Origin of the sequence: Geobacter sp. OR-1, from assembly GCF_000813145.1 — a bacterium.
GTDB lineage: Bacteria > Desulfobacterota > Desulfuromonadia > Geobacterales > DSM-12255 > Geoanaerobacter.
Window position 1 is genome coordinate 1 of record NZ_BAZF01000024.1, and the last position, 12861, is coordinate 12861.

Below are 12861 nucleotides of genomic sequence, written 5' to 3' on the forward strand. Positions count from 1 at the left end.
AATTGTGTTACCTTAAACCATAATCATTTCAATTACGGAGATGCTTAACCCGGAAGATGGGCAAACGTAAGAGGTCAACCGAACTTCCCGTAAAAGAGGCCGATGCTGCTGTTGCCTGCAGTAACGGCCTCTTTCTTTTGCTTTCCCACCCCACCGTACATGTCGTAATTCTGTTTTTTGCGCCTTTCCTCGTTTATTCGAACACCTTCACAGTCCCCTTTGTCCTGGATGATATCACTTCCATTTTAGCTAATCCGCTGGTCAAGGAATTTCGGTTCGCCATAAAGTCACGGATTGTCGGTGATGCCAGCTTTGCCTTCAACTATGCCCTGCACGGCTTCGATCTTGTAGGGTACCACCTGTTCAATCTCTTTGTGCATTGCTGCTCAGCAATACTTGTTTACCTGCTTGTCCTGCTGATTGGGAGGACGCCTTTGTTTGCAAAGGCGGGGCTAGGCGATGTCAGCCTTAATATGCGCCTGATAGCATTCTTCTCAACTCTTCTCTTTGCACTCCATCCAATACAGACCCAGGCGGTCACTTATCTTGCCCAGCGAGTGACCTCCCTGGCAACGCTTTTCTATCTTGCCGCGCTAGTACTCTATCTCTCCGGACGCATCTCAACATCTAATGGGAGGCGAATCGCATGTTGGGCGGGGACTGCGGTTTTTACTATGCTGGCAATGTTTACCAAGGAAATAGCGGTTACCCTGCCGGTAGTCGTTGCCCTGATCGAACTGACATTTTTCAAGAGTGGGGGGAGAAAACGGTTCATTGCCGTCGTGTTTTTCGCTGTCGCTTCACTTGCTGTTCCGCTTGCTCTGATGGCAGGAAGAGCGCAGTCGGGTGAAATGCTCGGGGAGATAAGCCGTCTTACTGCCGAAACCGATACGATTTCCAGGGCTGAGTACCTGTTTACCCAGTTCAGGGTCATAATCACCTATATCCGGTTGCTGGTTTTTCCGGTGGACCAGAATCTTGATTATGATTATCCGCGATACGAAACCTTGTTTTCGACTCCGGTTCTGTTGTCAGCACTCGTGTTGGCGACAATGTTTGCGCTTGCGCTTTATGGGATGTGCCGTTCATGGAATGGTAGGAAGGCGTATCTGATAACGGTTGCATCCTTTGGTCTGTTTTGGTTCTTTATAACCCTTTCTATTGAATCGAGCATTATCCCTATCCGAGATCTGATATTCGAGCACCGTCTGTACCTCCCTTCCATAGGGTTCAGTATCTGTGCAGTGTCTTTGGTTATCCTGCTCAAGACCTGGCTGGACGAAAGGCAACTTGCCGGAGCCAAGGCCATCGTCCAGCTTCTTGTAGTTGCTGCGGTTGCCCTGGGCACGGCAACTTATTGCCGCAACTCGGTGTGGCAGGATGAAATGACACTATGGGAGGACGTGGTCCGCAAGAGTCCCGGAAAAGCCCGGGCTCACGGTAGTCTGGCCCGTCAGTACCGTGACCGGGGGAGATCTGGCGATGCGGTCCGGGAGTACCGGACTGCCATTGCCCTTGATCCAAAAGATGTGGCGGCTCGCAACAATCTGGGGATGATCTATTTCAGCCAGCATAACTACCCCGCTGCCATGGAAGAGTATGAGGCTGCGGCCAAGTTGACTCCGAATAACCCCAAAATTTTTTTCAATATGGGAAATGTCTACCTGGCGCAGGGGCAGTTAAGGGATGCGGAACTGGCGTACGGCCAATCCATTGGGCTGGCTCCTAATTATGCAGAAGCTCTGAACAATCTGGGGATTGTGCTGTTTAAGCAGGGGAAGTTCCAGCAGGCTGTCGACAGGTTCCGAGCGGTGCTTCGTCTGGAACCGGGGCATAAGGAAGCCCGTCAAAACCTCATGAAGGCAGAACCCTTTGTGTCGGGGCGTGGATCAGCTATGGCGCATTGATGGTTATTACCGGGCTTTCCTCGTTCCCCGGATTGACCACCTGCACCCGCAAGGTTCTGGGGGTCGGGTCTGCCGGGTAGCGTTGGTAAATAAGTTGCGTGCAATCCATATAGATCAGCCGGTCGCGGTTCCCCGGCATAGGTGTCCCTCCTGAGATACGCTGCCCATCGACTACCAGCACGGATCCTTGCAGGAAATTTCTCCCTTCCACTGAAAGTTCGTAGTAATTCACATAATCAGTGCCCGGAGTAATGGCCGAAATTTCGGGCCGGTTGTCGATCAAAAGTGCCAGCGGCGAGGAGGTTGTCTCTTCGGGGTTTCTGACTTGGACCTGATGTATCCCGCCCCGAACAGCCGGGACAGTAAAGCCGATGGTTTCCGGGGAGGAATAGCGGCTCCTTATCCCGCCGCCGTCAAACAGCACCTGTGCTCCTTCCTGGAAGTTTTTGCCGGTTATGGTTACCTCTCTGCTGCCGGAGGTAGTGCAGGCCGGAACTGTGTCCGGCGAGAGCGATTGAACCACAGGCTTGAGCGGCTGAATAGCGAAGTTGTACGTCTTGCTGGTAGCGCCGTCATTGTTCTTGACGAAGAGCGCATAAAGTCCGGGCTGGATGCGAGGAATCTCAAAGCTCAGCTGTTTGGGGCCGAGCAGTTTGGCCGGTATTTCGACACTGCCGAGGAATGCCGTGCTTGTTTCCGAAAATCCCGTGCCGGAGAGTGTGACCGTCATCCCGGGTTCCCCCTGGGCCGGGATAATACTCAGGATGGTGATTCTTTCCTGCGCAGACTGAGTCTTCTTGACCGGTGTCTTTGCCGCCGGTTTCGGAGCGATCTCTGCTGCCACTGCGGGCAAGGAGAGCAGGACGGCCAACAAGATGACGATAAAACCGGGCATGTGAACTCCTTTGAGTGCGGACTAGAGAATTCCGGTGTCTCTATGTCAGTAAATCACGGCACACGCCGATGTCAACGGTTTACGGTGAGAGCAAGCCAGATACCAATAGCACAGAAGATGACATTTGCTGCCCAGGCCGAGACGATCGGGGGCAATGCGCCGGCCTGACCGAAGGAGATGAGGAATGCGTTGACGATGAAATAGCATAATCCGATTACCAGACTCAAGCCGATCCCGACTGCCGGGCCGCTGGAACGACCGGTGCGGATGGAAAACGGTATTGCCAGGAAGGCCATCACGATTGGGCTGAATGGCGCCGACAGTTTTGCGTGAAGGAGCGTCAGGTAGCGGGTTGGATCGTATCCTCCTTTTTGCAGTTTGTCGCAGTAATTGTACAGCTCTGCAAATCCCATGTTTTCAGCCTGTTTACCGACGGTCTTGAGATCGGTGGTCGAAAGCTGTATAGCCGATTTAAACTCAGGTTTTTTTACCGTCTGCAGGAGGTTTCCGGAGCTGTACCGGTACTGGACCGTCTGACGCAACAACCACTCATCGCCTTGCAGTTTTCCTTCCCTTGCCTCGATTCGCGCGATCGGCTGGAGATTCCGGCCGATCTCCCAAATTGTCACCCCACGGAGAGTCAAGGTGTCAGGGTCAAACATCCTGGCATTCAAAATGGCAGTCTTGTCCCGATACCAGATCGTTCCCTGGCGTAAAAAAGGCTTTCGGGCTAGTTTTTTTTGATCCTGACCTCTTCGATATAACGCATCTTATCAAAGCTTCGCGGCACTACTATTTCGGCGAGCGCCAGGTTGAGCAAGCTTACCGTCAGGGCAATACCAAGCAAAGGCGAGGTAATTCGCAACAGCCCAGCTCCGGAGCAGCGCATGGCCGTAAGCTCGGAGCTCCTTGATAGGGTGCCCAGGGTCAGCAGAGTCGCCATCAGTACTGCCAGCGGGATGACCTGGATTGAAATCTCCGGCAGTTTCCAGAGAAAAAATTGAACGATCTGGTCAGGGCTGCCTCCCGCCCTGGTCAGTTTGCCGACTCTTTCCAGGATGTCGATTACCAGGTAGATGGAGGCAAACGCCCCGTAGCAGAGTAACAGGAGCCGTATCTGTATCAAAGCGATATAGCGGGTGAAAAGGGTCATCTTGTCTTTCCCGCGCTTGAAAGGATTTTACGGACAAAGTCTGAGATTGCTGCCGGAGCAAGCGGTCCGAGCACAGATTTCTCCGCAGCGGACCTGAGACAGAACCATCCTCCCAGGGCCAGGAAAATGACATTGGGGGCCCACATTGCCACGGCGGCATCCAGTACCCCTTTTTCCCCAAGGGTCTTTGATGCTGAAAGCACAACATAGTAGATGATCAACAAGGCGATGCTGACGGCAAATCCCCCCCCCTTGCCGGATCTCCGGTTCTGGATGCCGAGCGGCACCCCGGCAAGCGCAAAGACGAAACAGGCGAACGGCGTGGCAAATCTCCGGTAATACTCAATTTCCATATCCTTTTTTATCCTGGGGTCAGTGGTTCCCCCCTTGATCCCGGCTTCCAGCTCCTGCAGGCTCATGTCGAGCTCGTTCCTGCTGATGGCGCGAATCGCATGGTCAAGTTTGATATTTAACTCGTACTCGCGAAAGTTGACCAGCCGGTAACTGGATTCGTGAATGTTGTGGATACTCCCTTCCTCAAGCAGAAGATTGGCGCGCCGGGACGGTGCATCCATGGAAAGTGTGCCGTGCCCGGCAAAGATGGTCAGAGGATTGTCCGGTCTCCTGTCGTCCTGGATCATAACCCCTGTCATGGTGTGAGCGTTTTTGTCGTACCCTTCTACGTAGATCACCAGTCCGGGGATGGTGTCGACGAAAACCCGTTCGCGGATATCGATATCCGCGCTGCTTTCAACAGCCTTGCCTAGAAGGTCTTTAAAGGCGCTGTTCCCTACAGGTACGGCATATACAGCAATTGCAAGTGTAGCGAGGGTGGTAATGGCCGCGAATGCCAGCACCGGCGTCATCAGTCTGCCGAGCCCCACCCCGCTGGCTTTCATGGCGATAACTTCACTGTCAGCCGAAAGCCGTCCGAAAGCCAGGAGGATTGCCAGAAGAAACGCCATTGGTATGGTAACCAGGGCGAATGAAGGGAGCAGATATACAATCAGCCGACAGATCTCGCTGAGCGGTACCCCCTTCGATACCACCAGCTCGGCGATCTTGAGGAATCTCCCCATCAACAGGGCTCCTGTGAAGGCCGTCATTCCCAGCAAGAACGGAACGGTGATTTCCCTGAATATGTAGCGGTCGAGGGTTGTCGGCATGGCCGGGATGATACATGAGAACAGCGGCCAAGTAAAGCGAAGCCATAAAAATGCCTTGCCAGCAAGCACTGCATATGATATATATATCCGCTGCTTTATCACGCACGCCGTGCCGGTTCCCGGTCTGGTGTCCCATTGGGGGATTTGCCGGGGAAAGACCGCAGGCGGAGGACAAACCGGAAAAGGAGAGAGTATGTCAAGCATTACCATGAAGGAACTTCTGGAGGCCGGCGTTCATTTCGGTCACCAGACCAAGCGGTGGAACCCCAAGATGAAGCCTTATATCTTCGGGGCACGTAACGGTATCTACATCATCGACCTGCAGAAAACGGTCAGGCTGTTCAAGAACGCCTACAACTTTGTGACCGATGCGGTTCGGGCCGGTGAAACGGTCATGTTCATCGGCACCAAGAAGCAGGCCCAGGACTCGGTAGCCGAAGAGGCGAGCCGTTGCGGCATGTTCTACGTAAACCAGCGGTGGCTGGGCGGCATGCTGACCAACTTTGCAACGGTAAAGCAGAGCATCGACCGTTTGAAGCGTCTTGATGCCATGCTAACCGATGGTACTGCAGAAGCATATACCAAGAAAGAGGCCCTTAAATTCGATAAAGAGCGCCAGAAGCTGGAAAAGACCCTGGGCGGAATCAAGGGCATGGGCCGCGTTCCGGGCGTTATCTTTGTTATTGACCCGAAGAATGAGGAGATCGCTGTCAAGGAAGCAAAAAAACTCGGCATCAAGGTTGTGGCGATTGTCGATACCAACTGCGACCCTGACGACATCGATTATGTCATTCCGGGCAACGATGATGCCATCCGGGCGATCAGGCTCCTGACGAGCAAGATCGCGGATGCTGTCATAGAAGGTGCGGAAAACCGCAATACCGATCTCCAGACCGATGCCGAGGGTGAGGATGCTGGTTCTGAAGTTGCAGCAGAAGGTAGCGAAGAGGAACTGACCGTTTAGTAGCCGCTGTTGCGCAGAATCATGATCCAAGACGCAAGTGACAACAATATTTTTGGGCTGAAGTTTGGGCCATATGGAGGATAGACGTGAGTATTTCAGCTGCACAGGTTAACGAACTGAGGAAGGTTACCGGCGCCGGCCTTATGGATTGCAAGAAGGCCCTTCAGGAGACCGGTGGAGACCAGGAAAAGGCGGTTGATTACCTTCGCAAGAAAGGTCTGGCTGCTGCTTCCAAGAAGGCGGGGCGCGTGGCCAGCGAAGGTTCGGTCGGTTCCTACATCCATGCCGGCGGCAAGATCGGCGTGCTCGTGGAAGTGAACTGCGAGACCGACTTCGTTGCCAAGAACGAGAATTTCCAGAATTTCGTCAAAGATATCGCCATGCATATTGCCGCTGCTTCCCCCCAGTTTGTCCGTCGTGAAGAAGTTTCCAGCGACGTTCTTGAGCGGGAGAAGGAGATCTACCGTTCCAAGGCTCGTGAATCCGGCAAACCCGACAATATCATCGAAAAGATCATTGAAGGGCAGGTAAACAAGTTCTACGCCGATATCTGCCTTCTTGAGCAGGCCTATGTGAAGGACCCGGACAAGACGGTCCAGACCTATCTGAACGAGACCATTGCCACAATAGGCGAAAACATGTCGATCAGGCGCTTTGCCCGGTTTGTCCTGGGCGAAGGGCTGGAAAAGAAAGAGAGCGACTTTGCTGCAGAAGTTGCAGCAGCAGCCGGCAACTAGTTGCTGACCGGAGCCGGCCATTTCGATGGCCGGCTCTTTTTGCATGACCGGCACTTCTCAATGATGAACTGCCGGCTAAAAGAACCAGGGAGATATCATGAAACCTACTTTCAAGAGAGTGCTCCTGAAGCTTTCCGGAGAAGCCCTTGGGGGTGACCAAGGGTACGGCATCGATCCAAAGACAATCGAGACCATTGCCCGCGAGGTCAAGGATGTTGTCGAGTGCGGGGTACAGCTTGCCCTGGTCATAGGCGGAGGCAATATCTTTCGCGGGCTGGCCGCATCTTCCAAGGGAATGGACCGTGCCAGCGCCGATTATATGGGGATGCTGGCGACCGTAATCAATTCTCTCGCCATGCAGGATGCCTTGGAGAAGGTTGGCGTCGACACCCGCGTCCAGTCGGCCATTGCCATGCAGGAGGTCGCCGAGCCCTATATAAGAAGGCGCGCCATCAGGCATCTGGAGAAGGGGCGGGTGGTCATATTCGGCGCCGGGACCGGCAATCCGTTTTTCACTACCGATACTGCCGCCAGTCTGAGAGCGATGGAAATAGGTGCCGAGGCAATCCTGAAAGGGACAAAGGTTGACGGCGTGTACTCCTCTGATCCCAAGAAAAACCCGGACGCAGTCAAGTTCCCCTCTCTCACCTATATCGAGGTGCTCAAGAAGGGGCTCCAGGTCATGGACGCTACGGCTACATCGCTCTGCATGGACAATAGCCTTCCTATCATCGTTTTTGATATCACCTCGCACGGCAACGTCAAGAAGGTCGTTTGCGGCGAGCATATCGGCACCATTGTGAAAGGAGAGTAGAATGACCAAAGATGTCATCGCCAATATGAAGAACCACATGGACAAGACTACCGATTCACTTCGGCGCGAATACCAGAAGATTCGTACCGGCAGGGCCAGCACTGCTCTTCTGGATGACATAAAGGTTGATTATTACGGCACACCGACTGCCGTAAACCAGGTTGCCACCCTGGCAGTCCCGGAACCACGCACCATAACCCTTCAACCGTGGGAAGCAAAGATGATTCCGCCGATAGAAAAGGCGATCATGAATGCCAACATCGGGGTGACCCCGGCCAATGACGGCAAGTTGATCAGGCTGGTATTCCCGCCGCTGACCGAGGAGCGCCGGAAAGAGATCGTGAAGCAGCTTAAGAAGATGGCGGAAGATGCCAAGGTGGCTCTGCGCAACATCAGAAGAGACGCCATCGACGGCGTCAAGAAGCTGGAAAAGGACAAACAGATTTCCGAAGATGACCTCAAGCGGGCCGAAAAGGAAGTGCAGGATCTTACCAAGAGCTTTGAGCTCAAGATAGACGAAGTGCTGGCCCACAAGGAGAAAGAGGTCCTTGAGGTCTGATCCTGTTTTTGCTTGCGCGGCTTTATGAATTATGATTAAATCCTGAAACCCCTGAAGGAAGGGGTTTTTTTATTCGTGGAGCATAGATACCGATGCGTCGATTGAAACCGGACAGGTTGCCCCGTCATCTGGCCATAATAATGGACGGGAATGGCCGCTGGGCAAAGCAGAGGATGCTGCAACGGATCGTGGGGCACCAGAAAGGTGTGGAGACGGTCCGGATGATTGTCGAGGAGTGTTCGAAGGTCGGCATCGCTTATCTGACTCTCTTTGCCTTTTCATCCGAGAACTGGCTCCGTCCGAAGACCGAAGTACAGGCCCTGATGGCACTGCTGAAAAAATATATCCGCTCGGAAGTGCCGCGGATGATGCAGAATAATGTCCGCTTTGCGGTGATCGGCAATCGCCATGAACTCCCCCAGGGTGTTAACAAGGAAATCGACGAGGCCATCGCCACAACGTCCGGTAACTCCGGCATGCAGTTGACCCTTGCCCTTTCCTATGGCTCACGCCGGGAAATTCTCGGTGCTGTATCCAGGATCGCAGCAGATGCGACAGCAGGGAAAATCGACCCGTCAAATCTCGATGAGAAGCTGTTTGCTGGGTACCTGTATACCGATGGCATTCCCGATCCCGATCTGCTGATCCGTACCAGCGGTGAGATGCGGATCAGCAACTTCCTGCTCTGGCAGCTGGCCTATACCGAGCTGTATTTCACCGACGTGAACTGGCCGGACTTTGACTCGCTTCAGCTTTACAAGGCACTCAAAGACTATCAGGACCGGGAGAGGCGGTTCGGACTGACCAGCGAACAGCTGAGGTCCGGTAAGTAAGGAGGATGTCATCAAACGATTACTCACTGCGGCCATTGCCCTTCCTCTGTTGATTGCCCTCATCGTCAAGGGGAGTCAGTCACTTTTTGCCGCTTTTGTTATTGTCGTCGCTTTCCTGGGGTTGTTGGAGTTTTACCGGATGGCGCTTTTGGACCGAAACGTCGAAGCGATCATCGCCTCGGTTATCGGCGCTCCCCTGGTTTTGTTCCCGTTGTTCTGTCCATCGCTTCTGGTTCCCGGTTTGACCTCCCTGGTTCTTGTCAGCGCTCTGGCCCTGTTGTTCCGCTTTCGCGATATCCGTCAGGCAGCGCAGGAGTGGGCGCTTCTCTCTGCCGGCTTTCTCTACGTACCATTGTTACTTTCGCAGCTTCTGCTGCTTAGGAGCGAGCCGTTCGGACCATTCTGGATTCTGCTTATGATGCTGATCGTCATGGCCGGCGATTCGGCTGCCTATTACATCGGTTCCGCATTCGGCAGGAACAAGCTTTATCCGGCTGTCAGCCCTAACAAGAGCATCGAAGGTGCTGTCGGCGGGCTTGCCGGGAGCGTGGCCGGCGCTTTTATCGCAAAATTCAGCTTTTTCCCACAGCTCGGGGCAGTCGATTGCATCGCAGCCGCGGTTGCCCTGGGGATCTTGGGACAGCTAGGGGATCTTTTCGAATCACTTTTGAAACGAAGCTGCGGGGTAAAGGATTCCGGGGCGATTATCCCCGGCCACGGCGGCATGCTGGACCGGCTCGACAGCATTCTTTTCGCGGCGCCGGCAGCATGGTGGTACGCTCATTTCATATTTTCCAAAGGATAGACGGTTTGGATCGGGAGACAGAATGAAGAAACTCACAATTCTGGGATCAACGGGATCAATCGGCGTCAGTACGCTGGAAATTGTGGCGGCCCATCCCGACCGGTTTGAAGTCGTTGCCCTTACTGCCGGAAGAAACCTGGATCTGTTCGTGAAACAGATTGCCGCATTCCGGCCGAAGCTGGTTTCGGTGCTTGATAACGACCTTGCTGCAACCCTGGCAAAAATGCTCCCCGCAGGTGTGAATCCTGAGATCCTGTCCGGAACCGAAGGGGTGGTTGCCGCTGCTACCCATCCGGAGACGGAAATGGTCGTGGCGGCAATAGTCGGCGCTGCCGGGCTACTGCCGACGGCGTCAGCCATTCGGGCCGGGAAGGATATCGCCCTGGCCAACAAGGAGACCCTGGTCACAGCCGGCCATCTTTTCATGGAAGAGATCGCAAAGGCCGGAGTCAAGCTCTATCCGGTGGATAGCGAGCACAGCGCAATATTCCAGTCAATGGAAGGCCATCGCAGCGAGGATATCGAAAAGATCATCCTGACCGCTTCCGGCGGGCCGTTCCTCAATACCCCGTTCGAAGAGCTGCGTAAGGTGACGGTTGCCGATGCGCTTAACCACCCAAACTGGAGCATGGGGCGGAAAATCACCATTGACTCGGCTTCCATGATGAACAAGGGGCTGGAGGTCATCGAGGCCCGTTGGTTGTTCGATGCCTCCCCGGAAAAGATCGACGTCAACATCCACCCCCAGAGCATAATCCACTCGATGGTAGAGTACGTCGACGGCTGCGTCATTGCCCAGCTGGGCACTCCGGATATGAAGGCTCCCATAGCGTATGCCCTGTCATACCCCGAGCGGGTTGCCACCGGTGTCAAACCGCTCGACCTGACCCTTTTCTCTGGTCTGACCTTTTTCAAGCCGGATATGGAAAAGTTCCGCTGTCTCCGTCTCGCCTATGACGCCATGTCTGCCGGGGAGAGCATGCCGGCGGTAATGAATGCGGCCAACGAGATTGCGGTGGAGGCCTTTCTGAACGGTAAGATCCCGTTTCTCGGGATTTCCGAGCTCATTGTCCGGACCATGGCAGCACATAACCCCCACCAGCTGGGTTCCATAGATGACGTGCTCGCCGTTGACGCCTGGGGTAGGATGAAGGCCGGCGAACTGCTTAAAGCTGTTGCTTGTTAATCGTAAATCGGGGGGATTGATCGAGATGCCGGGCTGTTTCCAGCCTCGATGCCCGATTCTCGTCTGACGGAGTTTCATATGACCAGCATCATCGCAGCAATAATCGTTCTTGGCGCTCTGATATTCGTTCACGAATTAGGGCACTTCCTGTTCGCCAAGCTTTTCGGGGTAGGGGTGGAGAAGTTTTCCCTCGGGTTCGGGACAAAGCTGTTTGGTTTTAAAAAAAGGGGAGACCGAATACCTTATCTCGGCATTTCCTCTCGGCGGCTATGTCAAGATGGTTGGTGAGGGGAGCGACGCCGAGTTGAGCGCCGAGGACCAGGCCCGTTCCTTTGCCGCCAAGCCGCCGTTGCAGCGCATTGCCATTGTTGCCGCCGGCCCGGTGTTCAATCTCGTCTTTGCCTGGATTCTGTTCATGGTCGTCTACATGATCGGGGTGCCGGCAATAACCAGCAAGATCGGTGAAGTTATCAAGGACAAGCCGGCTGCCAGGGCCGGCATTGTTACCGGTGACGTAGTGATTGCCATAGCCGGCAAACCGGTGAGCAGGTGGGACGAGCTGGCCGGAGCGATCGCGGAGAGCGGCGGCAAGGCTATCGATATTCAGGTCCGGCGTGCCGGTGCGGTTCTGGGCTTCAAAGTCACACCGGAAACCCGCAAGGCGAAAAATCTTTTCGGGGAAAGTGTCTCTTCACCCGCCATCGGGATAGTTTCCGCCGGTGACGAGGTTGTGGACCGGTTCGGCCCTGGTGATGCTCTGGTGAAAGGGACTGCCCAGACCTGGAACATGATCCGCCTGACCGTCCTGTCTCTGGTGAAGCTGGTTGAACGCGCCATACCGCTCGATACGGTCGGCGGGCCGATCATGATCGCCAAGATGGCCGGCCAGCAGGCCTCGGAAGGGGGGGTGAGCTTCATCGCCTTCATGGCCTTGCTGTCCATCAATCTGGGAGTGCTCAATCTCCTGCCGGTGCCGATCCTGGACGGCGGGCACCTCTTTTTCTTTGCCTGGGAATTGATTTTCCGGAAGCCGGTGAGCCAGAAGGCACGGGAGATGGCTCAGCAGGTGGGGCTGTTTCTGCTCCTGAGCCTGATGGTGCTGGCTTTCTACAACGACATCATGAGATATTTCTTGGGGCAGGGTTGAAGCTTCTCACGATCGACACATCCTCATCCTGCTGCGGCGTGGCACTTACCGATGGTGAGCAGCTCATTGGCGAGTACCTGCTCGCCGGCGGTAAAGCGGTTTCGTCACGCCTTTTCGATGCCGTCGAACGATTGATGTCCGACAGCGGCGTTGCCATCGCAGATCTCGACGGTTTCGGGGTGGCAACCGGACCGGGCGCCTTCACCGGGCTCCGGGTCGGGATCGCCGCGGTAAAAGGGCTGGCCATGGCAACGGGCAAACCGGTTGCCGGCTTCTCGTCGCTGGCCATGCTCGCCATGAACTTGCCGCTTGCAAGGCTGCCAGTCTGTGCACTGTACGATGCCCGCAAGAACGAGCTTTACGCCGGCCTCTATTCCTGTAATGCCGGGTTGCCGATACCTTTGCGGCCGGATGAGGTCATCTCTCCCGAAGAGCTTGCCGGGTGGATTACCGGACCGACCATCCTGGTCGGCGATGGCGCGGTTCGATACCGGGAGCAGCTTACCGCGATGCTCGGTGGACTCGCCATTTTCGCCCCTCCGAATGCCCAGCTCCCCAGAGCCGCCAACGGCGCCATGATAGCCCATGCCGCTCTGCAACGCGGCGACTGCGTCTCTCCGGTTGACCTGCTTCCGGTTTATCTTCGGCTTTCCGAGGCGGAACTGGCCAAGCAGCGGCAGGACACGGCTTAGAAA

At 55.0% G+C, this 12861-nt stretch carries 13 protein-coding genes and 1 pseudogene; 10 read left to right on the forward strand and 4 right to left on the reverse strand.

Annotated features, from left to right (window positions below):
- Window positions 1–56 precede the first annotated feature (56 nt).
- A complete protein-coding gene (locus tag OR1_RS18040; protein WP_052440641.1) occupies window positions 57–1907 on the forward strand; it encodes a tetratricopeptide repeat protein in 1851 nt (616 codons plus the stop codon).
- On the opposite strand, the gene OR1_RS18045 is transcribed toward OR1_RS18040, so the two are convergent.
- The 4 genes from OR1_RS18045 to lptF form a co-directional block, all read right to left on the reverse strand.
- Complete coding sequence (locus tag OR1_RS18045; protein ID WP_041973939.1) at window positions 1894–2802, reverse strand: IPT/TIG domain-containing protein; 909 nt, start codon at window positions 2800–2802, stop codon at window positions 1894–1896. The two genes, OR1_RS18040 and OR1_RS18045, sit on opposite strands and share 14 nt — an antisense overlap.
- 71 nt (window positions 2803–2873) lie before the next feature.
- Window positions 2874–3476 carry an LptF/LptG family permease gene (locus OR1_RS23055; protein WP_272946213.1) on the reverse strand — a complete coding sequence of 201 codons (603 nt, stop codon included), beginning with the start codon at window positions 3474–3476 and terminating at the stop codon, window positions 2874–2876.
- 56 nt (window positions 3477–3532) lie between these two features.
- Entirely contained in the window at window positions 3533–3955 is a 423-nt protein-coding gene (locus tag OR1_RS23060) for an LptF/LptG family permease (RefSeq protein ID WP_272946214.1), read from the reverse strand.
- Complete coding sequence (lptF, locus tag OR1_RS18055; RefSeq protein ID WP_237754349.1) at window positions 3952–5331, reverse strand: LPS export ABC transporter permease LptF; 1380 nt, start codon at window positions 5329–5331, stop codon at window positions 3952–3954. Before lptF ends, OR1_RS23060 begins: the two co-directional genes overlap by 4 nt.
- Here lptF and rpsB point away from each other — a divergent pair.
- The 9 genes and pseudogenes from rpsB (at window position 5315) to tsaB (ending at window position 12858) form a co-directional block, all read left to right on the forward strand.
- Entirely contained in the window at window positions 5315–6085 is a 771-nt protein-coding gene (gene rpsB, locus OR1_RS18060; RefSeq protein WP_041973941.1) for a 30S ribosomal protein S2, read from the forward strand. The genes lptF and rpsB overlap by 17 nt on opposite strands.
- A gap of 86 nt (window positions 6086–6171) precedes the next feature.
- The gene (gene tsf / locus OR1_RS18065) at window positions 6172–6822 is read left to right on the forward strand and encodes a translation elongation factor Ts (protein WP_041973943.1); all 651 of its coding nucleotides are present in this window, start codon (window positions 6172–6174) and stop codon (window positions 6820–6822) included.
- Between the two features lie 97 nt (window positions 6823–6919).
- The gene (gene pyrH / locus OR1_RS18070) at window positions 6920–7636 is read left to right on the forward strand and encodes a UMP kinase (protein WP_041973945.1); all 717 of its coding nucleotides are present in this window, start codon (window positions 6920–6922) and stop codon (window positions 7634–7636) included.
- A gap of 1 nt (window position 7637) precedes the next feature.
- Window positions 7638–8195 carry a ribosome recycling factor gene (frr, locus tag OR1_RS18075; RefSeq protein ID WP_041973947.1) on the forward strand — a complete coding sequence of 186 codons (558 nt, stop codon included), beginning with the start codon at window positions 7638–7640 and terminating at the stop codon, window positions 8193–8195.
- A 92-nt stretch (window positions 8196–8287) separates the two neighbouring features.
- The gene (locus tag OR1_RS18080) at window positions 8288–9028 is read left to right on the forward strand and encodes an isoprenyl transferase (protein WP_041973949.1); all 741 of its coding nucleotides are present in this window, start codon (window positions 8288–8290) and stop codon (window positions 9026–9028) included.
- Window positions 9029–9038: 10 nt separating this feature from the next.
- Complete coding sequence (locus tag OR1_RS18085) at window positions 9039–9833, forward strand: phosphatidate cytidylyltransferase (protein WP_041973951.1); 795 nt, start codon at window positions 9039–9041, stop codon at window positions 9831–9833.
- A gap of 22 nt (window positions 9834–9855) precedes the next feature.
- A complete protein-coding gene (dxr, locus tag OR1_RS18090; protein WP_041973954.1) occupies window positions 9856–11019 on the forward strand; it encodes a 1-deoxy-D-xylulose-5-phosphate reductoisomerase in 1164 nt (387 codons plus the stop codon).
- 78 nt (window positions 11020–11097) lie between these two features.
- Window positions 11098–12166 (forward strand): annotated as a pseudogene (gene rseP, locus OR1_RS18095) (RIP metalloprotease RseP).
- Complete coding sequence (tsaB, locus tag OR1_RS18100) at window positions 12163–12858, forward strand: tRNA (adenosine(37)-N6)-threonylcarbamoyltransferase complex dimerization subunit type 1 TsaB (protein ID WP_041973957.1); 696 nt, start codon at window positions 12163–12165, stop codon at window positions 12856–12858. The pseudogene rseP and the gene tsaB overlap by 4 nt, the downstream one beginning before the upstream one ends.
- Window positions 12859–12861: the final 3 nt, after the last annotated feature.

Bases quoted from the DNA above. Each gene is read 5' to 3' on its own strand.
- OR1_RS18040 (WP_052440641.1), top strand. From the start codon at position 57: ATGGGCAAACGTAAGAGGTCAACCGAACTTCCCGTAAAAGAGGCCGAT.
- OR1_RS18045 (WP_041973939.1), bottom strand. From the start codon at position 2,802: ATGCCCGGTTTTATCGTCATCTTGTTGGCCGTCCTGCTCTCCTTGCCC.
- OR1_RS23060 (WP_272946214.1), bottom strand. From the start codon at position 3,955: ATGACCCTTTTCACCCGCTATATCGCTTTGATACAGATACGGCTCCTG.
- rpsB (WP_041973941.1), top strand. From the start codon at position 5,315: ATGTCAAGCATTACCATGAAGGAACTTCTGGAGGCCGGCGTTCATTTC.
- lptF (WP_237754349.1), bottom strand. From the start codon at position 5,331: ATGGTAATGCTTGACATACTCTCTCCTTTTCCGGTTTGTCCTCCGCCT.
- pyrH (WP_041973945.1), top strand. From the start codon at position 6,920: ATGAAACCTACTTTCAAGAGAGTGCTCCTGAAGCTTTCCGGAGAAGCC.
- frr (WP_041973947.1), top strand. From the start codon at position 7,638: ATGACCAAAGATGTCATCGCCAATATGAAGAACCACATGGACAAGACT.
- OR1_RS18080 (WP_041973949.1), top strand. From the start codon at position 8,288: ATGCGTCGATTGAAACCGGACAGGTTGCCCCGTCATCTGGCCATAATA.
- dxr (WP_041973954.1), top strand. From the start codon at position 9,856: ATGAAGAAACTCACAATTCTGGGATCAACGGGATCAATCGGCGTCAGT.